The sequence below is a fragment of the Paracoccus haematequi genome, from assembly GCF_900631945.1.
GTDB lineage: Bacteria > Pseudomonadota > Alphaproteobacteria > Rhodobacterales > Rhodobacteraceae > Paracoccus > Paracoccus haematequi_A.
Genome location: NZ_UZWE01000021.1, coordinates 1 through 19,882 on the forward strand (window position 1 = coordinate 1; position 19,882 = coordinate 19,882).

General features: G+C 68.0%; 21 protein-coding genes and 2 pseudogenes. 13 read left to right on the forward strand and 10 right to left on the reverse strand.

Annotated elements, in window-relative coordinates:
• Positions 1 to 115: 115 nt before the first annotated feature.
• From PARHAE_RS03020 to PARHAE_RS03030, 3 genes and pseudogenes are all read right to left on the reverse strand, one after another.
• Positions 116 to 607, reverse strand: a complete 492-nt coding sequence (locus tag PARHAE_RS03020; protein ID WP_126153128.1) for a MarR family winged helix-turn-helix transcriptional regulator — start codon at positions 605 to 607, stop codon at positions 116 to 118.
• Between the two features lie 118 nt (positions 608 to 725).
• The gene (gene grxC, locus PARHAE_RS03025) at positions 726 to 998 is read right to left on the reverse strand and encodes a glutaredoxin 3 (protein ID WP_126153129.1); all 273 of its coding nucleotides are present in this window, start codon (positions 996 to 998) and stop codon (positions 726 to 728) included.
• A gap of 30 nt (positions 999 to 1,028) precedes the next feature.
• Positions 1,029 to 1,767 (reverse strand): annotated as a pseudogene (locus PARHAE_RS03030) (double zinc ribbon domain-containing protein).
• A 31-nt stretch (positions 1,768 to 1,798) separates the two neighbouring features.
• Between PARHAE_RS03030 and PARHAE_RS03035 the strand changes: the two are divergent.
• Positions 1,799 to 2,635 (forward strand): methyltransferase domain-containing protein, encoded by an 837-nt coding sequence (locus PARHAE_RS03035; protein WP_126153130.1) that lies wholly within the window; start codon positions 1,799 to 1,801, stop codon positions 2,633 to 2,635.
• Positions 2,632 to 3,660, forward strand: a complete 1,029-nt coding sequence (gene hemH / locus PARHAE_RS03040) for a ferrochelatase (protein WP_126153131.1) — start codon at positions 2,632 to 2,634, stop codon at positions 3,658 to 3,660. The genes PARHAE_RS03035 and hemH overlap by 4 nt, the downstream gene beginning before the upstream one ends.
• A 37-nt stretch (positions 3,661 to 3,697) precedes the next feature.
• Here hemH and PARHAE_RS03045 read toward each other — a convergent pair whose 3' ends face one another.
• Complete coding sequence (locus tag PARHAE_RS03045) at positions 3,698 to 4,351, reverse strand: L,D-transpeptidase (RefSeq protein ID WP_126153132.1); 654 nt, start codon at positions 4,349 to 4,351, stop codon at positions 3,698 to 3,700.
• A 220-nt stretch (positions 4,352 to 4,571) separates the two neighbouring features.
• Between PARHAE_RS03045 and dalA the strand changes: the two genes are divergently transcribed.
• Positions 4,572 to 5,084, forward strand: coding sequence for a divisome-associated lipoprotein DalA (gene dalA / locus PARHAE_RS03050; protein ID WP_126153133.1), 513 nt, complete (start codon positions 4,572 to 4,574; stop codon positions 5,082 to 5,084).
• Positions 5,085 to 5,143: 59 nt separating this feature from the next.
• Here dalA and PARHAE_RS03055 read toward each other — a convergent pair whose 3' ends face one another.
• From PARHAE_RS03055 to hslO, 6 genes are all read right to left on the reverse strand, one after another.
• Positions 5,144 to 5,659 (reverse strand): L,D-transpeptidase family protein, encoded by a 516-nt coding sequence (locus PARHAE_RS03055; protein WP_126153134.1) that lies wholly within the window; start codon positions 5,657 to 5,659, stop codon positions 5,144 to 5,146.
• A 61-nt stretch (positions 5,660 to 5,720) separates the two neighbouring features.
• Positions 5,721 to 6,959, reverse strand: a complete 1,239-nt coding sequence (locus tag PARHAE_RS03060; RefSeq protein ID WP_126153135.1) for a class I SAM-dependent RNA methyltransferase — start codon at positions 6,957 to 6,959, stop codon at positions 5,721 to 5,723.
• Positions 6,956 to 8,800 carry an ABC transporter ATP-binding protein gene (locus tag PARHAE_RS03065; RefSeq protein ID WP_126153136.1) on the reverse strand — a complete coding sequence of 615 codons (1,845 nt, stop codon included), beginning with the start codon at positions 8,798 to 8,800 and terminating at the stop codon, positions 6,956 to 6,958. Before PARHAE_RS03065 ends, PARHAE_RS03060 begins: the two co-directional genes overlap by 4 nt.
• Positions 8,797 to 9,936 (reverse strand): CCA tRNA nucleotidyltransferase, encoded by a 1,140-nt coding sequence (locus tag PARHAE_RS03070; RefSeq protein WP_126153137.1) that lies wholly within the window; start codon positions 9,934 to 9,936, stop codon positions 8,797 to 8,799. Before PARHAE_RS03070 ends, PARHAE_RS03065 begins: the two co-directional genes overlap by 4 nt.
• Positions 9,933 to 10,475 carry a CoA pyrophosphatase gene (locus tag PARHAE_RS03075; RefSeq protein WP_126153295.1) on the reverse strand — a complete coding sequence of 181 codons (543 nt, stop codon included), beginning with the start codon at positions 10,473 to 10,475 and terminating at the stop codon, positions 9,933 to 9,935. Before PARHAE_RS03075 ends, PARHAE_RS03070 begins: the two co-directional genes overlap by 4 nt.
• Positions 10,476 to 10,522: 47 nt before the next feature.
• Positions 10,523 to 11,536, reverse strand: a complete 1,014-nt coding sequence (gene hslO, locus PARHAE_RS03080; RefSeq protein ID WP_126153138.1) for an Hsp33 family molecular chaperone HslO — start codon at positions 11,534 to 11,536, stop codon at positions 10,523 to 10,525.
• A 143-nt stretch (positions 11,537 to 11,679) separates the two neighbouring features.
• On the opposite strand from hslO, the gene PARHAE_RS03085 reads away from it, so the two are divergent.
• The 10 genes and pseudogenes from PARHAE_RS03085 (at position 11,680) to PARHAE_RS03130 (ending at position 19,652) form a co-directional block, all read left to right on the forward strand.
• The gene (locus PARHAE_RS03085; RefSeq protein ID WP_126153139.1) at positions 11,680 to 12,123 is read left to right on the forward strand and encodes an NUDIX domain-containing protein; all 444 of its coding nucleotides are present in this window, start codon (positions 11,680 to 11,682) and stop codon (positions 12,121 to 12,123) included.
• 355 nt (positions 12,124 to 12,478) lie between these two features.
• Positions 12,479 to 12,706, forward strand: a complete 228-nt coding sequence (locus PARHAE_RS03090) for a hypothetical protein (RefSeq protein ID WP_126153140.1) — start codon at positions 12,479 to 12,481, stop codon at positions 12,704 to 12,706.
• A gap of 21 nt (positions 12,707 to 12,727) precedes the next feature.
• A pseudogene (locus PARHAE_RS22055) lies at positions 12,728 to 13,150 on the forward strand (apurinic/apyrimidinic endonuclease family protein); the annotation flags it as partial.
• 198 nt (positions 13,151 to 13,348) lie between these two features.
• Complete coding sequence (locus tag PARHAE_RS03100; RefSeq protein WP_126153141.1) at positions 13,349 to 14,812, forward strand: alanine/glycine:cation symporter family protein; 1,464 nt, start codon at positions 13,349 to 13,351, stop codon at positions 14,810 to 14,812.
• Positions 14,813 to 15,068: 256 nt separating this feature from the next.
• Positions 15,069 to 15,254 carry a periplasmic nitrate reductase, NapE protein gene (gene napE, locus PARHAE_RS03105; RefSeq protein WP_126153142.1) on the forward strand — a complete coding sequence of 62 codons (186 nt, stop codon included), beginning with the start codon at positions 15,069 to 15,071 and terminating at the stop codon, positions 15,252 to 15,254.
• Between the two features lie 3 nt (positions 15,255 to 15,257).
• Positions 15,258 to 15,749, forward strand: a complete 492-nt coding sequence (locus tag PARHAE_RS03110) for a 4Fe-4S dicluster domain-containing protein (protein ID WP_126153143.1) — start codon at positions 15,258 to 15,260, stop codon at positions 15,747 to 15,749.
• Positions 15,742 to 16,011, forward strand: coding sequence for a chaperone NapD (locus PARHAE_RS03115; RefSeq protein WP_126153144.1), 270 nt, complete (start codon positions 15,742 to 15,744; stop codon positions 16,009 to 16,011). Before PARHAE_RS03110 ends, PARHAE_RS03115 begins: the two co-directional genes overlap by 8 nt.
• Positions 15,996 to 18,503 (forward strand): periplasmic nitrate reductase subunit alpha, encoded by a 2,508-nt coding sequence (napA, locus tag PARHAE_RS03120; protein WP_126153145.1) that lies wholly within the window; start codon positions 15,996 to 15,998, stop codon positions 18,501 to 18,503. Before PARHAE_RS03115 ends, napA begins: the two co-directional genes overlap by 16 nt.
• The gene (locus PARHAE_RS03125; protein WP_241232648.1) at positions 18,503 to 18,961 is read left to right on the forward strand and encodes a nitrate reductase cytochrome c-type subunit; all 459 of its coding nucleotides are present in this window, start codon (positions 18,503 to 18,505) and stop codon (positions 18,959 to 18,961) included. The genes napA and PARHAE_RS03125 overlap by 1 nt, the downstream gene beginning before the upstream one ends.
• A 1-nt stretch (position 18,962) precedes the next feature.
• Complete coding sequence (locus PARHAE_RS03130) at positions 18,963 to 19,652, forward strand: NapC/NirT family cytochrome c (RefSeq protein ID WP_126153296.1); 690 nt, start codon at positions 18,963 to 18,965, stop codon at positions 19,650 to 19,652.
• Positions 19,653 to 19,882: the final 230 nt, after the last annotated feature.

Sequence of the window (19,882 nt, forward strand, 5' to 3'; positions counted from 1 at the left end):
AGGCTCAAGGAATACAGAGGCATCGCCATGCGCTGCTGCAAGACTGATGAAAGTTTCAGCGCCTTCATTGCTCTCGCCGCAACCGTCATCCGACTCCGGTGAACGTCAACACACCCTAGTCGCCGCTGCCCTCCAGCCGGATCCGCAATTCGCGCAGGACCGGCAGGGCGATGCGCACGCGGTCGACGCCGATGTCGCGCACCACCTCGCCGATCAGGGGCATGAAGGCGGCGATGGCCGCGTCGCGCGCTGCCCGGCCCGCCGGGCTGATCGACACGAACTTGCGCCGCGCATCGTCCCAGTCCGGGCGGATATGGACATGGCCCGCCCATTCCAGCCGCGACAGGGTGTTGGTCATCGCCCCCCGCGTCACATGGAAGGCCTGCGCCAGTTGCGCGGGGGTGCGTTCCTCGTTCACATGGGCCAGCAGGTTCAGCACCGAGAAATGCGAGATCTGCATTCCGCGCGGCAGGGCCTTGCTGATCAGGTTGCGCGACAACTGGTCGGCGATCAGCACCTCGGCGAAAAGGCTGGCCGCAAGCCGGTCATGGGTCTGGGGCTTGTCAGAGGCCGGGGGCCTGTCGGGTTCGGACACAAGGGGGCGCATGGTTCCCTGAGGAGCGGGCTGGGTTTTACCGGAGAGGGCGAAATCGTGACCCTGCCTTGCGGTCTGCCCCTTGGTCAAGCCCGACATTGGCCGCACCTTGCGTCACGTCTGCCCATGCCTATGCGCCCGTACCCGCCAGCAGGCCGTCCAGCTTGCCCTGACGCTCAAGATCGAACAGGTCGTCGCAGCCGCCGACATGCCGGTCGCCGATGAAGATCTGCGGCACCGTCCGGCGGCCCCCGGCGCGCTGTGTCATCTGCGCGCGGACCTGCGGATCGGCGCCCACGTCGATCTCGTCGTATTGGGCGTTCTTGTCGCGCAGCAACCCCTTGGCGCGGTGGCAGAAGGGGCAGGTGCGGGTGGTATAGATGGTGATCGGGGCTTGGCTCATGATGCGGTCCTTTTCCTGTCGTCCCCATATCTAGTCATCCTTGACCGCCCTTGCCAGAACCGCGACCGACACCGGCCCCGATCCCGCCGCCAGCAGCGCCTCGGTGGCCGCGGCCATGGTCGCGCCCGAGGCCATCACGTCGTCGATCAGCAGCACCGGCCGCCCCGCCAGGGCCGCCGCATGGCGCGGATTGACCGCAAGCGCGCCGGCGATATTGGCGAAGCGGTCGCCGACGCCCCGATGATCCTGTCCGGGCGTATGCCGCCGCCGGACCAGCAGGCCGGGCAGATGTGCCGCCCCATGCGTCCGAGCCACCCGGCCCGAGATCAGTGCCGCCTGGTTGTATCGCCGCTTCAGCAGCCGCCGCAGATGCAGCGGCACCGGCGCCACGATCGTGTCGGGCCGCACCAGCGGTGCCGCCGCGCGCGCCAGCCAGGCCGCAAGCGCGGGCGCCAGGTCGGGCCTGTCGCCATGCTTCAGCGCCAGCACCAGCTTGCGCCCGATACCCGAATAGACCATCGCCGCCCGCCCGGCCTGCCAAGGGCCGCGCCATCGTCAGGCAGTCGTCGCAGGTCAGCGTCGGGTCGTCCGCGCCCGTCCCGTCATCGGGCAGCGGCACCCCGCAGCGGCCGCAGGCCGCGCCGGTGATGAAGCGCGTGTCGGGAAAGCAATCCGGGCACAGCTGGCCGGGATCGTCGCCCCCGCCCGCCACCGGCGCGCCGCAGGACACGCATTGCGGCGGATACAGCAGGCGCAACGCGCCTTTCATCGCCCCCTGAAGCACCCTATGTTCCATCCCCATGACCAAGCCCGCGCCAGATCGCCCCGCCCTGACCGACCGTCCCGCGCTGCTGCGCCAGCGTGCCCGCGCGATTCGCCAGGGCTTCGCCGACGTGCTGCACCGGCTTGCCGCCGACGAGATCCAGGATAGGCTCTCCGAGATTAACAGAAGGTTTACGGCTCCGGCCGTGGTGACGGGTTTTCCGCACCTGTGGTCCGAAACCTTCCCCGATGCCCGCATCGTCCCCGACGATCCGGTGCTGGATCTGGAACCCGGCGCGCATGACCTGGTGATCCACGCCCTGTCGCTGCACTGGGCCGAGGATCCGGTGGGCCAGATCGTGCAATCCGCCCGCGCGCTGCGCGAGGACGGGCTGTTCGTCGCCGCCTGCTTCGGCGGCCAGACCCTGCACGAATTGCGCGGCGCCCTGGCCCAGGCCGAGGTCGAACTGACCGGCGGCCTGTCCCCTCGCGTGCTGCCGATGGGGGAAATCCGCGACCTGGGCCAGCTTCTGAGCCGCGCCGGGCTGGCCCTGCCGGTGGCCGACGTGGTGACGCAGAAGGCCAGCTATCGCGACCTGATCCACCTGGCCCGCGACCTGCGCGCCATGGGCGAGGGCAATGCGATGGCCGCCCGCCTGCGCCGCCCGACCGGGCGCGCGGTGCTGGCGCGGGCTGCCCAGATCCTGGCCGAACACCATCCCGACCGCGACGATCCGTCCCGGATCGCGGCGACCTTCGATCTGGTCTTCCTGACCGGATGGTCGCCGTCCGACAACCAGCAGAAGCCGTTGCGGCCGGGATCGGCCAAGACCCGCCTTGAAGACGCGCTGAACGAAATCAGGACCAAGACATGACGCCAGCCCATGCGCCCGCAAACCATCCCGCGATCCCGCCGAAGAAGACCGGGATCCTGATCGCCAACCTGGGCACGCCGGACGGCTATGACTATTGGTCGATGCGGCGCTATCTGAACGAGTTCCTGTCGGACAAGCGGGTGATCGACTATCCGGCCTGGAAATGGCAGCCGCTGTTGCAGGGCATCATCCTGACCAAGCGGCCCTTCACGTCCGGCAAGAACTACAAGCTGATCTGGAACGAGGAGCGGAACGAAAGCCCGCTGATGACCATCACCCGGTCGCAGACCGAGGCCCTGCGCGCCCGCGCAGCCGCCGAATGGGGCGACGGGGTGATGGTCGAATTCTGCATGCGCTATGGCAACCCCTCCACCCAGGACGTGCTGGACCGGATGGTCAAGGCGGGCTGCCAGCGGATCGTGTTCCTGCCGCTTTATCCGCAATATGCGGGCGCGACTTCGGCCACGGCGAACGACCAGCTGTTCCGGGCGCTGATGACGCAGAAATGGCAGCCTTCGGTGCGCACCTGCGAACCCTATTTCGACCGTCCCGACTATATCGCGGCCCTGGCCGCATCGGTCCGCCGCGCCCTGGGCGACACCGTGCCCGCCAAGCTGGTCGCCAGCTATCACGGCATGCCGCGCCGTTACCTGCTGGAGGGCGATCCCTATCATTGCCAGTGCCAGAAGACATCCCGCCTGCTGCAACAGGCGCTTGGCTGGCCCGACGGGGTGATCGACACCACCTTCCAGTCGGTCTTCGGGACCGAGGAATGGCTGCGCCCCTATACGGTCGAACATGTGGCCGAGCTGGCGAAACGCGGCATCACCGACATCGCCGTGATCTCGCCCGCCTTCGCCGCCGACTGCATCGAGACCCTGGAGGAGATCAACGGAGAGATCCGCGAAAGCTTCGAACATGCGGGCGGCAAGGGCTTCACCTATATCCCCTGCCTGAACGACGACCCGGCACATATCGAGGTGATGCTGAACGTCATCCGCGACAATATCGGCGGCTGGGTCTGATCCCGAAAGCGAAAGGGGGCCGCCCGGCCCCCCGTCCTCAGATCACCAGAACCTGCGTACCGATCTTGGTCAGGCCGAACAGTTCCTTGATATGTTCGTTATACAACCCGATGCAGCCGTTCGACGATTTGCGCCCGATCTTGCGCGTGTCATGCGTGCCGTGGATGCGGTAATACTGCCAGCTTAGCCACAGCGCATGGGTTCCCAGGGGGTTGTCGGGGCCGGGGGGCACGAAATCGGGCCATTCCGGGTTGCGGGCCTTCATTTCCGGGGTGGGCGACCAGCTTGGGCCTTCGACCTTCTTGATGATCTCGGTCCGGCCGGTGCGGGTCAGGTCCTGGCTGACCGGGATGGACGAGGGATAGACCCGATAGGTGGCCCCGTCCTCGGACCAGAAATGCACCGCGCGCGAGGTCAGGTCGCACAGGATCGCGCCGTTGGTCAGGTTCTGGAAATGCGGCTGCCAGCTTTGGCCGGCGAAGCTGGAGATGTTGTGGCGCTGATCTGCGGTCGGATCGTATTGCACCGCGCCCGCGTCGGGGGTGGCGCCGGGGACCAACGCGCCCTGGATGGGCTGGCCGGTATAGGGGTCGTACTGCTGGGCAAGCGCCGGCATCGCCAGGCCTGCGGCGCCCAGAGCTGCGGCCGAACCCAGGAAGGCCCGGCGGCTGATTGCGGATGATCTGCTCATCGTCACATGTCCTTCGAAGGATGGCCGTTCTTGCTGGACGGCCTTGACCACTCTGCCTTTGGGGGCAGGACGTGCTATACGACCGGGCGGCGATTCCGGCAATTCAAACTGCCGTGCGGGCCAAGATGCCACAGCGCGCCGCTTCACGAATTCGTGGGTTTGATCGGCTGATCGTCCTTCGATAGATCTGCGCGCAAGAAACACGAGGGATGGCGAAAACATGCCGAATTACAAGGTGATCGCGACGCTGTCGCTGATGGCGCTGGCGGCCTGCCAGCCGCGCAGCCTGCCGCCGGTCGCGCCCGACGGGCAGGCGCTGCCCACCGGCCGCCAGATCAGCGCCGCCGAAGAGCAGCAGATTCCGATCCGTGTGTTGCAGCAAATCAACACGCTGCGCGGGAACATCGCCGCGCCCCCGCTGACGCTGAACCCGCAGCTGTCGGCGGCCGCCCTGGCCCATTCGCGCGACATGTCGGCGCAGAACCGGGCCTGGCACTGGGGATCGGACGGATCCTCGCCGCTGGATCGGGCGCGCCGGGCCGGATATCTCGGCACCGTCATCGGCGAGAACATCTCGGAATCCTATGAAAACGACATGCAGACGCTGTCCGCCTGGATGGGCACGCGCGACACACGCGACGTGATCATGGATCCGGCCGCCACCAACCTGGGCTTCGCCTGGTATCAGGAACCCTCGGGCAAGCTGTGGTGGACGCTGCTGACCGGAAATTGAGCCGCAAGCAAAAGGCCCCGGTCGTCCGGGGCCCTGGTCACAGCGGGTGCCGATCAGCGTCAGGGATTGATGACGATGGGAACGCCGGGGCGCAGCATCGCATAGACCTCTTCGATCTCTTCGTCCTTGATGGCGATGCAGCCTGCGGTCCAGTCGCGGTTCTTGGGCGCGAAGCGGTTCCCCTCGGGGCCGCGGCCGTGGATGAAGATGTCGCCGCCCGCGTGACGGCCCAGGGCGGCAGCCAGCGCGGCATCGCGTTCGTTCGGATAGGACACGCCCACCGACAGGTGATAGCGGCTGCGCGGGTTGAAGCGGTCGATGAAATAGACGCCCTCGGGCGTCTTGCCGTCGCCCTCGAATTGTTTGTGGCCGACCGGCACGTTGCCCAGGCCCACGTCATAGGATTTCAGCACGGTCGTGCCGTGCAGAAGATACATCTTGCGCGCGCCCTTGTTCACGACGACCTGGGTCACGGCCGGGCCGTTATAGCCCTTGAACTTGCTTTCCGGTTTGCCGCAGGCCGCCACGAAGGCAAGCAGGGAAAAGGCGACGGCGCGGCGCGTTGGCTTGAACATCACTGCCTCTGACGTTTTTGATTTTTGTGGGTGATTCATATCACAAGCGACTGTGATCTGACTAGGTTCTGACGAATTCCGCGACCGTTTCGACATGGGGCGACCACCGGAACTGATCGACCACGATCAGCCGGGACAACCTGAAGCCGCCATCGGCAAGAAGCTGCGCATCCCTTGAGAAATTGACCGGATCGCAGGCCACGAAGGCCAGCCGCCCGACCTCGGATCCGGCGATTTCGCGCGCCTGTGCCTCGGCCCCGGCGCGGGGCGGGTCGATCACGATTGCGTCAAAGCGCTCCAGCTCGTCGGCCATCAGCGGGCAACGGGCCAGGTCGCGAATCTCGGTCGTGACGCGGCCCAGGCCGGGGGCGGCGCGCCAGCCCGCGTCCAGGGCGGTCAGAGGGGCCGCCAGCCCCTCGACCGCGTGGACGGTCGCGGCTTCCGACAGGGGCAGCGCGAATGTCCCGCAGCCCGCGAACAGATCGACGATGCGCGTGGCGCCCGCCGTCATGCCGCGCACCGCCGTCAGCAGCGCGGCCTCTCCGTCCGGGGTCGCTTGCAGGAACGCCCCCGGCGGCGGCACGACCCGCGCGCGGCCCATCGGCAGGGCCGGGGGGCGGCGGGTGATCGACTGGCTGTCTCCGGCCTGATCCTGCCAGGTCAGCCGCGCCAGACCGCCCTGGTCCGCCAAAGCGGCCAGCGTCTGGAACAGCGCCGGATCCAACGGCTTGCCGCCGGTGACGGTCAGGTCCAGCCCGGCGGGGCCGTGGATCACCGTCATCGACAGTTCTGCGCTGCGCGAGGCGCCCGCCACGGTGATCTGCCGCAGCAGGGGCAGGGCTGCGGTGATTTCGGGGCGCATGACGTGGCATTCGGCCAGATCCACGATCACGTCCGAGGCCCGCGCGTGGAACCCGACCAAGGCGCCCTTCTTGGTGCGTTTCCCCGACAGCACCGCGCGGCGTCGCGACAAGGGGGGCGAGACATGCACCGCCTCGATGGGCGCGGGCAGGCCGCGCGCAGCCAGCGCGGCCTCGACCACCTGCCGTTTCCAGGCGGTGGTGAAACCGTCCGACGCGTGCATCAGTGAACAGCCTCCGCAGGCGCGGTAATGGGTGCAGATGGGCCGCACCCGGTCGGCCGAGGGCGTGACGATGCGCGGCGCGGCGATGCGGCCATCCTGCGCCTCGCCCTCGATGCGTTCGCCGGGAAGGGTCAGGGGGGCAAGGGCACGGCCTGCGTCGCCGGCCGCCACCCCGTCGCCGCGACGGCCCAGGCGCTCGACCTGCCACAGGCTCATTCGGCCGCTTCCTCGGTGCCCAGGAAACCGCCCGACTGCCGGTTCCAATACCGCGCATACAGCCCGCCGCGCGCCAGCAGGTGATCGTGGCTGCCCTGTTCGACGATCCGGCCCGCATCCATGACGATGATCCGGTCCAGCTCGGCGATGGTGGACAGCCGGTGGGCGATGGCCAGCACCGTCTTGCCCTTCATGGCGCGGACCAGGGCATCCTGAACCTGGGCCTCGACCTCGCTGTCCAGGGCACTGGTGGCTTCGTCCAGAACCAGGATCGGCGCGTCCTTGAGGAACGCGCGGGCCAGCGCGATCCGCTGGCGCTGCCCCCCCGACAGCTTGACCCCGCGTTCGCCCAGATGCGCGTCATAGCCCTTGCGCCCGGCATGATCCTGCAAGGTCAGGATGAAGTCATGCGCCTCGGCGGCCCGCGCCGCCGCCTCGACCTCGGCCTGGCTGGCGCCGGGGCGGCCATACAGGATGTTGTCGCGGGCCGATCGGTTGAACATCGCCGTTTCCTGCGTGACCATGCCGATCTGGCGGCGCAGGCTTTCCTGCGTGACGCGGCGGATGTCCTGCCCGTCGATTCGGATGGCGCCTTTTTCCACGTCGTACAGCCGCAGCAGCAGCGCGACCATGGTGGACTTGCCCGCCCCCGACGCGCCGACGATGCCCACCTTCTCGCCCGGTCGGATATGCAGGTCGATGTCGCGCAAGCCGCCTTCGTCGCGGCCATAGGCGAAACCCACATGGTCGAAATCGATCCGGCCCGCGACGCCCTCCATCGCCACGGCATCGGGGGCGTCGGTCAGGCCATGGGCGGGGGACAGGGTCTTCATGCCGTCCTCGACCTCGCCCACGCTGCCCCAGATGCCCATCAGCGCCATGCTGACCCAGCCGGTCATCTGCGACAGGCGCATGGCGATGGCCCCCGCCGCCGCCACGTCGCCCGGCGTGGCCTGGCCCTGCCGCCACAGCATGATGGACCCGCCCACCAGGATCACCGGCAGCACCCCCGCAATCACCATCAGCGACATGCGGAAGCTGCTGCTGACCACGCCGAAATCCAGCGCCCGTTCGCGGAACCCCGCCATGGCACCCAAGGCGGCGCGATCCTCGTGTTCGGCATGGGCGAACAGCTTGACGGTCTTGATGTTGGTGATCGTGTCGACCACCTGGCCGGTGATCATCGCGCGGGCCGAGGCGCGGGCCCCCGATTTCGCGCGGATGCGCGGCAGGAAGAACTTGATCAGCACCAGATAGGACGCCAGCCACAGGATCAGCGCCACCGCGCCCCAGGCATCGACCGACACCAGGAAGGCCGCCGACCCCAGGATCGAGGCCAGCGCGAAAGCCACCACGTTCACCATTTCCGTGGCGACATCGGTGACGGCGCGGGCGGTCTGCATCTGCTTCTGCGCCAGCCGCCCGGCAAAGTCGTTGTCGAAGAAGGCGACCGAATGGCCCATGGTCCAGCGATGGATCCGCGACAGGACCAGCGGCAGCACGTTCGGCCCGATGATGACGCTGCTGGTCGCGGTGGACAGGCCGAAGATCAGGGGCCGCAGCAGCAGGAAGAAGCCCACGAAGGCCGCGACCAGCAGCCCGTTCTGGCCCCAGAAGGCGCCCGGATCGCCGCTGGCGATGGCGTCCACGACCCAGCCCAGCAGCACGGCCGCGACCACGTCGGCCACACCGCCCAGTGCGGATGCGACGGCGGCCAGCCCAAGCCCGCCCCAGGCCCCCGACAGGCACCAGCGGAAGAAGGCCAGCAGCGTGGCGGGCGGCGGGCCCTCGGCGGGGCGGAAGGCGTCGATCAGGCGGCCAAGGCGGTGGTGCAGGGTCATGGCGTCTTTCCGGCCAGCAGGGCGATGTCGATCAGGGCGGAGGGCGGCAGGGCAAAGCCCGAGTCGATCCAGGCATCCTCGGCCGCTTTCAGCCCCCGGCCAAGCGCCGGGCCTTGCAGGCGAGGTTGCAGATCGGCGGCGGCGATGGGCAGCGGGCGGGCGGCGGCCTGCGCCTCGGCCCAGCCGGGGCAGGGGCCTGACGGCCCGGTCTGGACCAGCAGCGCGGCGGCCTGGGCAAGGTCGCCCGACAGGCGATAAGCGATGCGGTGGAAGGACCAGTCCTCGGCCAGGGCGGTGGCAAGGATGCGATGGTCGCGGGCCTCGGACCGGGACAGGCGCAGAACCTCGGTCAGGTCGGCTTGGGACAGCGCGGCCAGCCGCGCCAACCAGGGCGCGGGGGATTGCAGGGCGGAAAGCCGGTTCGGCGCGGCATCCGGCAAAACCTTCTTCAGGACGCCGGTATCCGCCATCAGCCGGATGGCGGGCAGCGGATCGGGGGCCATCAGCAGTTTGCGGAATTCCTGGCCGATGCGTTCGCGGGAAATGCCGTCCAACCCATCGCGCCCGTCCCGGCAGGCGGCGATCGCCGCCGGATCGGCATCGCGGCCATACCAGGCCAGGAAGCGGAAGAAGCGCAGGATCCGCAGGTAATCCTCGGCGATGCGTTGCGCTGGATCGCCGACGAAACGCAGGCGCCGGGCGCGCAGGTCGTCCAAGCCCCCGACAAGGTCGATGACCGTGCCGCCGCGGTCGGCATAAAGCGCGTTCATCGTGAAATCGCGCCGCCGGGCGTCCTGCGCCAGGTCGTCGGAAAAGGCCACCACCGCGCGGCGACCGTCGGTTTCCACGTCGCGGCGCAGGGTCGTCACCTCGAAGCCGCGCCCGTCCGCCACCACCGTCACCGTGCCATGGTCGATGCCCGTGGGCACCGGCTTCAGCCCGGCGGCCTGGGTCAGCTGCGTGACCGTTTCCGGCGGCGCGTCGGTTGCCAGATCCAGATCGCCCACCGGCTCGCCCAGCAGGGCGTTCCTGACCGCGCCGCCGACCAGCCAGGCGCGGTGGCCGCCCGCCTGGAGGGCGTCGAAAACCGATTGCAGGGGGGGATCCTGCAAGACCGCCGGGGGAAGCCGCGTCACGCCTGCATCCTTCTGGCCAGGCCCAGCAGGATCCGCGCCGTCGCACCCCACAGGTAATAGGGGCCGAAGGGCGCGGCGTGATAGCTGCGCCAGCCCTCGCGCCAGCGCCGCCTTTCGATCCGATAGCGCGAGGGATCGGCGACATGGGCAAAGGGCAGCGCGAAGGCCTCCTCGACCTCGCCGGGTTCGGGGCGCGGGGCGAAGGGGCCGCGGATGATGCCGATGACCGGGGTCACGGCGAAGCCGGTGACGGTGCGGTGCGGCGGCAGCGTGCCCAGCAAATCGACCTGCGCGGGATCCAGGCCGATCTCCTCCTGCGCCTCGCGCAGGGCGGCGGCCACATCGTCGGCATCCCCTGGATCGACCTTGCCGCCGGGCAGGGCGATCTGGCCCGGATGGTGGCGGAGGCCCGAGGCGCGCTTGGTCAGGAGCAGGCGGCCGTCGTCCTGATGGAAAGCGGCCAGCACCCCTGCCGGGCGCAGGCTGCCCGCAGGCGGAGTCACGTCCGGGTTGAGGTCGTAATCAGAGGTCGGCCCCATGGCCACGGCCAGCGCGTGGCGCAGGCGATCCTCGGACCAGTCGGGAATCACTCGGCCGCCCTGTCGGACAGGGGCTGGCCGTCGGCGTCCACGGTGGCCTCGAAGCCCAGGCTGTGCGGGTCGAATTCGTAATGCGCCCCGCAAAACTGGCAGTCGGCGGTGACGATGCCCGCGTCGGTTGTCATATGCGCGATGTCCTTGGCGGAATAGATCGACAGCGTGTTGCGCACCCGGTCCGCCGTGCAGGAGCAGCCGAATTCGACCCGCTGCGTATCGAAGACGCGCGGTTCCTCCTCGTGGAACAGGCGCAGCAGCAGGTCGGTCGGCCCGACCGAGGGGCCGATCAGCTCCAGAACCTCGACCGTGTCCAGCAACAGGTTGGCGCGGTTCCAATCCTCGGATTCGGCGCCTTGCAGGATGTCGGCGGCCTCGATCAACCCGCCCTCGCCGCTGCCGCCCTCGCCCTGCATGGGTTTGGCGGGCAGGGTTTGCAGCATCACGCCGCCCGCCCGCCAATGGCTGTCCTGCCCCGACAGGCGCGACGCCCCGCTGGCAAGCTGGAACCGGGTCGGCAACTGTTCGGATTGCGCGAAATAGGTCTGCGCGCAGGCCGACAGCGACCCGCCCGCCAAGGGCGTGATCCCCTGGTAGGGCAGCGTGCCTTCGCCCTGGTCGATCAGCACGGCGAAATAGCCTTCGCCGATCTGCTGGAAGGGGGGGCGATCGTCCAGCCGGGCGTCGTCAAAGCTGGCCCAGGCGCGGATCCGGGCCGGGGCGCCGTCCCGTTCGGGGGCGTAATAGTCGGCGGCCAGTGTGCGGATGGCGCCGTTGCCCCGCACCTGAAGGCTGAGCTTCCAGCGCAGCTTGACGGTCGGGCCGACCAGGGCCGCCAGCAGCGCCAGTTCGGCCACCAGGGCGCCGACCGGGGTCGGATAGTCGTGGCGCGACAGGATGTGGTCCAGCACCCCGTCCAGGCGGGCGACGCGGCCGCGAATGTCCGAACGATCCAGTTGGAACGGCAGAATCGTGTCGTCCCACGCGATCTGGTTGATCTTGCTCATGCGGTGATTCCTGAAATCCTGGGCAGGCCCGCGCAAGGCGGGCCGGGTCGCGCCCAATATAGGATGTTTGCGGGCAATCCCAAGGGGGCGGCTTTTGCGTTGCGCGGGGTTGCGCTAGACGGGCGAAAGCGACCGGAGTTCCCATGATCCCCCGTTACGGCCATGTTCCCCGCCCCGGACGGCGGCACCGTCTGCGCCCCGGCGCCTATGCCCTGCTGATCCGCGACGGGCTGCTGTTGCTGACGCATCAGTCCGGACCGGAACCGGAATACCAGCTGCCGGGCGGCGGCATCGATCCCGGTGAAACCGGCCTGCGCGCGCTGCACCGCGAGGTGTTCGAGGAAACCGGCTGGACCATCGGCGATGCCCGCAGGTTGGGCGCCTACCGCCGCTTCGCCTTCATGCCGGACTATGGCTGGTGGGCCGAAAAGCTGTGCCATGTCTGGGTGGCGCGCCCGACCCTCCGCCTGTCGGCCCCGACCGAGCCGCATCACAGCGCACATTGGGCCACCCCCCGCGCCGCGATGGGCCTGCTGGCTGATCCGGGCGCGCGGGCGTTCCTGGCGCGGTTCCGGCACTTGATCTAGCCCGGACTTCTCACGAGTCGATGGCAGGGGGCGTGTTCGGGTCCGACTGGGGTGTAGTGGACAGGGTTGTGCCGGTTTGGACGCGCGGGTCTGCGGCGCCGGGAACGCGGGCGAGAGCGGTGGGGTTTGGGGGGGTGCGGGAAGCCTAAGATGCAGGGGGGCCGCGCAGGATACCCAATTCGGACGATGCCGTGCCGTACGGAGATCACGAAGCTTTGCCCCGACAGCCGAAGCTGCGATATGAGACCCCGATGCGACCGATTTATCTTTCCTATCTGACCGCGCCGGTCGATGACCCGTTCGAGGCGCTGCGTATCGCGGCGAATGCCGGATATGCCGTGTTGGGCCTGCGGCTATGCGATCCGGTGACCGGCATGGGGCCTCTCCGCTGGTCGGAAATCCGGCGCTGTGCCGACGGTTCGCAGCCAGTCTGAAAGAGGCCGGGCTGAGCGTCCCCGAGGTCGAGGCCCGGGTGCTGATGCGCGGCCCGGACCCGCAGATCGCCCCCGAGGTGCTGGAGGCCGCCGCCATGCTGGGCCGACCCTGCATCATCGCGGTCGCGGACCAGCGGGGCGCGATCTAGCCCACCGACGTACGCGACCGTTTCGCCGCCCTCTGCACCGAGGTCGCGGCCTTCGGGCTGGAGGCCGGGTTCGAGCCCATCGCCCATCGCGCCGCCGGGTCGCTGGATCGCGCACTGGAGATTGTTTCGGGCTCCGGGCAGGGCGCAAGACTGGTTCTGGACGCGCTGCACCTGCACCGCATGGGGATCGGCACGGATCGGCTGGCTCGGGTGGACCCCGCGCGGATGCGGGTCTTTCACCTCTGCGACGCCCCGCCGATTCCGGCCGATCATATCGATCATTCCGTTCCCCACGCCGGCCAGGCCGCCGGGCCCGCCGTGCCGCCGGTGCCGATGCGGAAGAACGATATCTCTTGCGCCGTGGCGGTCTGGCCCAGTCCGGCGGCTATGGCGAAGGATGCGAACACTATCTTGAGTTTCAGGGCGTTACCCCTGTTTCCCTGACTTCCCGAAATCTGCCGAGCCCAGAGGCGGCGCCCCCGACAACCGTGCAGATCCGCCGAATTGCCGCCGTGACGCACCGTCCCGCCGCGCAACGGCCCGTTCGTGCCTGGCGTGGCGGGCAGGACGCGCGGGTGAGCTTGACATTCGGGACCGAAAGCCGCTGTTTCCCGGTCGTGGCGACAGGGAAAGAGGCGACCGATGGAACTCGACCGGATAGAAGCAGTCCTGGGGACAATCGGCGGCATCGTCTGGGGGCCCTATCTTCTGATCCCGCTGCTGCTGGGGACCGGGCTTTACCTGACCTTCCGCTTGCGGGGCATCCAGCTGCTCCGGCTGGGCGCGGCGCTGCGGCTGGGCCTGCTGAAGCGCAAGGATGACGATGCCGAGGGCGACATCTCGCAATTCCAGGCGCTGACCACCGCCATGGCGGCGACCGTCGGCACCGGCAACATCGTCGGCGTGGCGACGGCCATCGCGGCGGGCGGGCCGGGGGCGCTGTTCTGGATGTGGGTCACGGCGATCCTCGGCATGGCCTCGAAATATGCCGAGGCCTTCCTGGGCGTGCGCTTCCGCATCACCGACGAGGTGGGAGAGAAGAACGGCGGCCCGCAATATTATCTGGAGCGCGGCATCCGCAACGGCTTCGGCAAGGTGCTGGCGCTGAGCTTCGCGGTCTTCGCCGTCTGCGCCTGCTTCGGCATCGGCAACATGACCCAGGGCAATTCCATCGCCTCGAACCTGGAGCGCAGCTTCATGATCCCGACCTGGATCACCGGGGTCGTGCTGGCCGGGCTGACGCTGGTGGTGCTGGTCGGCGGCATCAAGTCCATCGGCCGGGTGACCGCCGGGCTGGTTCCGGTGATGATCCTGTTCTATGTGCTGGGCGCGCTTTACATCCTGCTGGTCAACATCCAGGCGGTGCCTGCCGCCCTGGGCGAGATCTTCTCGCAGGCCTTCACGGGCACGGCGGCGACCGGCGGGTTCCTGGGGTCCACGATCATGGTCGCGGTGCAGTTCGGCGTGGCGCGCGGCATCTTCTCGAACGAATCCGGCATGGGCTCGGCCGCCATCGCCGCGGCCTCGGCGCAGACCACGCATCCGGTGCGCCAGGGGCTGGTGTCTATGACCCAGACCTTCATCGACACGATCATCGTCGTGTCCTGCACCGGCCTCGTCATCATCACCACCGGCGTCTGGAGCGAGATCGACCCGCAGACCGGCGTGCAGATCTCGCCCTCGATCATGACCGGGCAGGCCTTCACCCACGGGCTGCCGGGGCAGTGGGGGCATTGGATCGTCACCATCGGCCTGGTGCTGTTTGCCTATTCGACCATCCTGGGTTGGGCCTATTACGGCGAGCGCAACCTGGAACGCCTGGTCGGCCATCGCGGCGTGATGCCCTTCCGCATCCTGTTCTCGCTGGCGGTGCTGCTGGGCTGCACGGTGCAACTGGGCGTGGTCTGGAGCTTCTCGGACGTGATGAACGGGCTGATGGCCATTCCGAACCTGATCGGCCTGTTGATCCTGTCCGGCCTGATCGCGCGCGAGACCCGCTTCTACCTGCGCCACGATCCCCGGCTGGAGGCCGATCGCCAGCAGATCGAGGCATTCATGAAGGGCCAGCCCGGCTGGGAGGAATGGAAGGCAAGCGAGCGGTCCTAGCCGCGCGCGGCGGCCAGGGCGCGCGAACCTTGCGCGGTTCTATGCTGAGGCTCGTCAGAGGATAACTTACCAGGCTGTCGGCGAGAGAGCGGCGCAAGCCGGAAGATCGGTTCTGCCGGCAGCTGGGGCGCGGCGTTCCCCTGACGTGACCCCTGCATGACAGAGTGTCCCGTAAAGGTTGCATTTCGTTTGCTTCTTTTGCTAACCTTCAAGGGCAGGGGTGGAGCCGAGTCACCCCCAGACTCAGGAGGCAGCCATGTCGGATCGACATGCCACCCAACCCGAGGGGCAAGCGCCCAGCCGCCGCAGAGAGTTGGCGCAGTTCCTTTTGCTGGCTTTCGGCATCTGGCCGGTGGTCGCGGTGGCGACCGTGGGCGGCTACGGGTTTCTTGTCTGGATGTATCAGCTGATCGCCGGACCTCCTGGGCCTTCGGGGCATTAGGCCGTGTCCGCCGGTCCCGCCCTGTCGCGCCGGGATGTGCTGCGCGGCGCCACCCGCCCGGCGCCGTTCCTGCCGCGTCCTCCTGGCGTCACCGCCGCCTCGCTTGCGGCCTGCACCGGCTGCGGCGCCTGCGTCCAGGCCTGTCCGCAGGCCGTCCTTGCCCTGACGCCCAGGGGCGTCGCGCTGCGGCCCGAGGCGGGGGAATGCGTCTTCTGCGGCGATTGCGCGGCGGCCTGTCCCGAGCCGGTCTTCGCGGCCGACCGCCGCATGGCGCATGTGATGCGGATTTCGGCCGACTGTTTCGCCCATGCGGGCATCTCTTGCATGTCCTGCCGTGACGCCTGTCCCGAACAGGCGATCGCCATGCAGCCCAGGATCGGCGCGCCCTTCCTGCCGCGCATCGACGCGGCCGCCTGCACGGGCTGCGCGGCCTGTTCGGCATCCTGTCCCGCCGGGGCGATCCTGGCGGTCGCGCGCGAGGCCGAGGATGCGTAAGCCGCGCTGGCATGTCTCGTCCGCCGTCGTGACGGTCGCCCCGGACGCGATGCCCGCCGTCCGCGACCGGGTGGCCGGAATGGACGGGGTCGAAATCCACGGCGGCGACGCAACCCGCCTGATCGTCACCATCGAGGGCGACAGCACCGGCAGGCTGGGCGACCGGCTGACCGAAATCAATCTGATCAAGGGCGTTCTGGCGGCCAGCATGGTCTTCGAGCACGCCGAGGACAAGGAGGAAACCTCATGCCGCTTGACCTGACCCGCCGCCAGCTTCTCAAGGCCCATGCGGCGGCGCTTGCCGCCTCGGCCGCCGGGCTGCCGCAGGCGGCCCTGTCCCAGCCCGTCGCGGGCGGGGTCGAGGCGCTGAAGATCCACTGGTCCAAGGCCCCCTGCCGGTTCTGCGGCACCGGCTGCGGCGTGATGGTCGGTGTCAAGGAGGGCAAGGTCGTCGCCACCCATGGCGACATGCAGCACGAGGTCAATCGGGGCCTGAACTGCGTCAAGGGCTATTTCCTGTCCAAGATCATGTATGGCGAGGACCGGCTGACCACGCCGATGATGCGCAAGACGAACGGCCAGTTCGACAAGAACGGCACCTTCGAGCCGGTGAGCTGGGACGAGGCCTTCGACCTGATGGCCGCGCGGGTCAAGAAAGTCCTGGCCGAGAAGGGGCCGGAAGGCATCGGCATGTTCGGGTCGGGCCAGTGGACCGTGCTGGAAGGCTATGCCGCCACCAAGCTGATGCGGGCGGGGTTCCGGTCGAACAACCTCGACCCCAATGCGCGGCACTGCATGGCCTCGGCGGCGGTGGCCTTCATGCGCACCTTCGGCATCGACGAGCCGATGGGCTGCTATGACGATTTCGAACATGCGGATGCCTTCGTGCTGTGGGGATCGAACATGGCCGAGATGCATCCGATCCTGTGGACCCGGCTGGCCGACCGCCGCCTGGGCACGCCGGGCGTGAAATGCGCGGTTCTGTCCACCTTCACGCATCGGTCGATGGACCTGGCCGACATCCCGATCGTCTTCAAGCCGGGCACCGACCTGGCGATCCTGAACTATATCGCCAACCACATCATCCAGACCGGGCGGGTGAACCAGGACTTCGTGGACCGGCACACGGTCTTCAAGAAGGGCGCCACCAACATCGGCTATGGCCTGCGCCCCGAACACGAACTGGAACTGGCCGCCACCGGCGCCGGCAATCCCGGCCTGATGGAGGACAGCGATTTCGAAGCGTTCAAGGCCCATGTCTCGACCTATACGCTGGATTACGTCAGCGAGCTTTCGGGCGTCGAGCCGGGCTTCCTGGAGGAACTGGCCGAGCTTTACGCCGATCCCGACCGCAAGGTCATGTCGCTGTGGACGATGGGCTTCAACCAGCACGTCCGGGGCGTCTGGGCCAACCAGATGGTCTACAACATCCACCTGCTGACCGGGAAAATCTCGGAACCCGGCAACTCTCCCTTCTCGCTCACGGGCCAGCCCTCGGCCTGCGGCACGGCGCGAGAGGTCGGCACCTTCGCCCACCGCCTGCCCGCCGACATGGTGGTCACGAACCCCGAACATGTCGCCCATGCCGAGGAACTGTGGAAGCTGCCGCACGGGCTGCTGAACACCAAGCCGGGTTTCCACGCCGTTCAGCAGGACCGGATGCTGAAGGACGGGGTGCTGAACTTCTACTGGATCCAGGTGAACAACAACCTGCAAGCCGCGCCCAATTCGCAGAACGAGACCTATCAGGGCTATCGCAATCCCGACAACCTGATCGTGGTGTCGGACGCCTATCCGACGGTGACGGCGATGGCCGCCGACATCATCCTGCCCGCCGCCATGTGGGTCGAGAAGGAGGGCGTCTATGGCAATGCCGAACGGCGCACCCATGCCTGGCACCAGCTTGTCGATGCGCCGGGCGAGGCGCGGTCGGATCTGTGGCAGCTTGTCGAATTCTCGAAACGCTTCACCACGGACGAGATCTGGCCCGCCGAGATCCTGGACGCGAACCCGGACTTCCGCGGCAAGACCCTGTTCGATGTCTGCTTTGCCAACGGCCAGGTGGACCAGTATCCGCTGGACCAGGTGCGCGCGGATTACCCCAACCAAGAGGCGCGGGATTTCGGCTTTTACCTCCAGAAGGGCCTGTTCGAGGAATATGCCAGCTTCGGGCGCGGCCATGGCCACGACCTGGCGCCCTATGACGTCTATCAAAGCGACGAGGTGCGCGGGCTGCGCTGGCCGGTGGTGGACGGGCAGGAAACCCGCTGGCGCTTCCGCGAGGGCCACGACCCCTATGTGAAGCCGGGCAAGGGGGTCGAATTCTATGGCAATCCCGACGGCCGCGCGGTCATCATCGCCGTGCCCTACGAGCCGCCCGCCGAAAGCCCCGACGACGAATTCGACATGTGGCTGGTGACGGGCCGGGTTCTGGAACACTGGCATTCCGGGTCGATGACCATGCGCGTCCCCGAGCTTTACAAGGCCTTCCCCGGCGCCAAGGTCTTCATGAACGCCATCGACGCGCGCGAACGCGGCCTGAACCAGGGGATGGAGGTGCGCATCGTCTCGCGCCGGGGCGAAATCCGCAGCCGGGTCGAAACGCGCGGCCGCAACCGGATGCCGCCCGGCGTGATCTTCGTGCCTTGGTTCGACGCCAGCCAGCTGATCAACAAGGTGACGCTGGACGCGACCGACCCGATCTCGAAACAGACCGATTTCAAGAAATGCGCCGTGCGGGTGGAGCCGGTGTGATGGGACAGCTTCGCCTTTCGATCGCGCTTGCCGCCTGTTTCTCTGCCAGCTTCGTGATGGCGCAGAACGTCCCGGAACTGTCCGGCCCGCAGCCCGATCCGATGCGGTCGGTGCCCGCCGCGCCGATCGCGCAGTTCGTCACCGACGACGTGCGGCAGATGCGCGCCTATCCCGAACAGCCGCCGGTCATCCCCCACTCGATCGAGGGCTATCAGCTGTCGGTCAACACCAACCGCTGCATGTCCTGCCACACCCGAGAAATGACCCGGGGGTCGGGCGCGCCGATGATCTCGATCACCCATTACATGACGCGCGAGGCGCAGATGCTGGCCGACGTGTCGCCGCGCCGGTACTTCTGCACCCAGTGCCATGTGCCCCAGGCCGACGCCCCGGCGCTGATCGGCAACACCTTCACCGACATGTCCGAACTGGGCGCGACCGGCGCGGGGAGTGAGTGAGATGCGCCGGATCCTGCAACCCTTCCGCTGGTTCTGGCGCGTCCTGTGGACCCCTGCGGGCACGCTGGGCCTGGGCTTCCTGACGCTGGGCGGCTTTCTGGGCGGGGTGATCTTCTGGGGCGCGTTCAACACCGCGCTGGAATTCACCAATACCGAGGGCTTCTGCATCTCGTGCCACGAGATGCGCGCCAACGTCTATGAAGAGATGTCGCGCACGGTCCATTACTCGAACCGTTCCGGGGTGCGGGCGGGCTGTCCGCAATGCCATGTGCCCCATGACTGGACGGACAAGATCGCCCGCAAGATGCAGGCCTCGAAAGAGGTCTGGGGCAAGGTCTTCGGCACCATCGACACGCGGCAGAAATTCCTGGAACACCGGCTGGTGATGGCCAAGCGCGAATGGGCGCGGCTGAAGGCGAACGACAGCCTGGAATGCCGCAACTGCCATTCCGCCATCGCGATGGACCTGGGGCGGCAGGCCCCGCGCGCGGCCGAAATCCATTCGACCTATCTGCTGTCGGGCGAACGCACCTGCATCGACTGCCACAAGGGCATCGCCCACGAACTGCCCGACATGACCGGCATCGAACCCGGCTGGACCGTTCCCGCCGACCTTCAGGGAGAGACCCAGCCCGGCCTGACCCCCGCCGAGGAAATCCAGAGCTTCCTGCGCCAGGCGCCGGCGGAGTGATACCGCCGCGCCCCCGGCGTTTCATCGCCGCATGGGGCAGCTTTCCCGACTTTATCCTGCCACCGACCCGATCTGAGGCAGAGGCGGGTCCGCGCAGGCACCCTGCGCCCGCAGGGCGGAAAAATTGGCGGCTAACCAGCAGAAGTCGCGCAAAAATTCCCTTTCATTAATCTTTTGTTAATCATTTTCCGGCCAGAAGGTCCCGCTGCCCTGTTTTCGGGCAGTGAAAG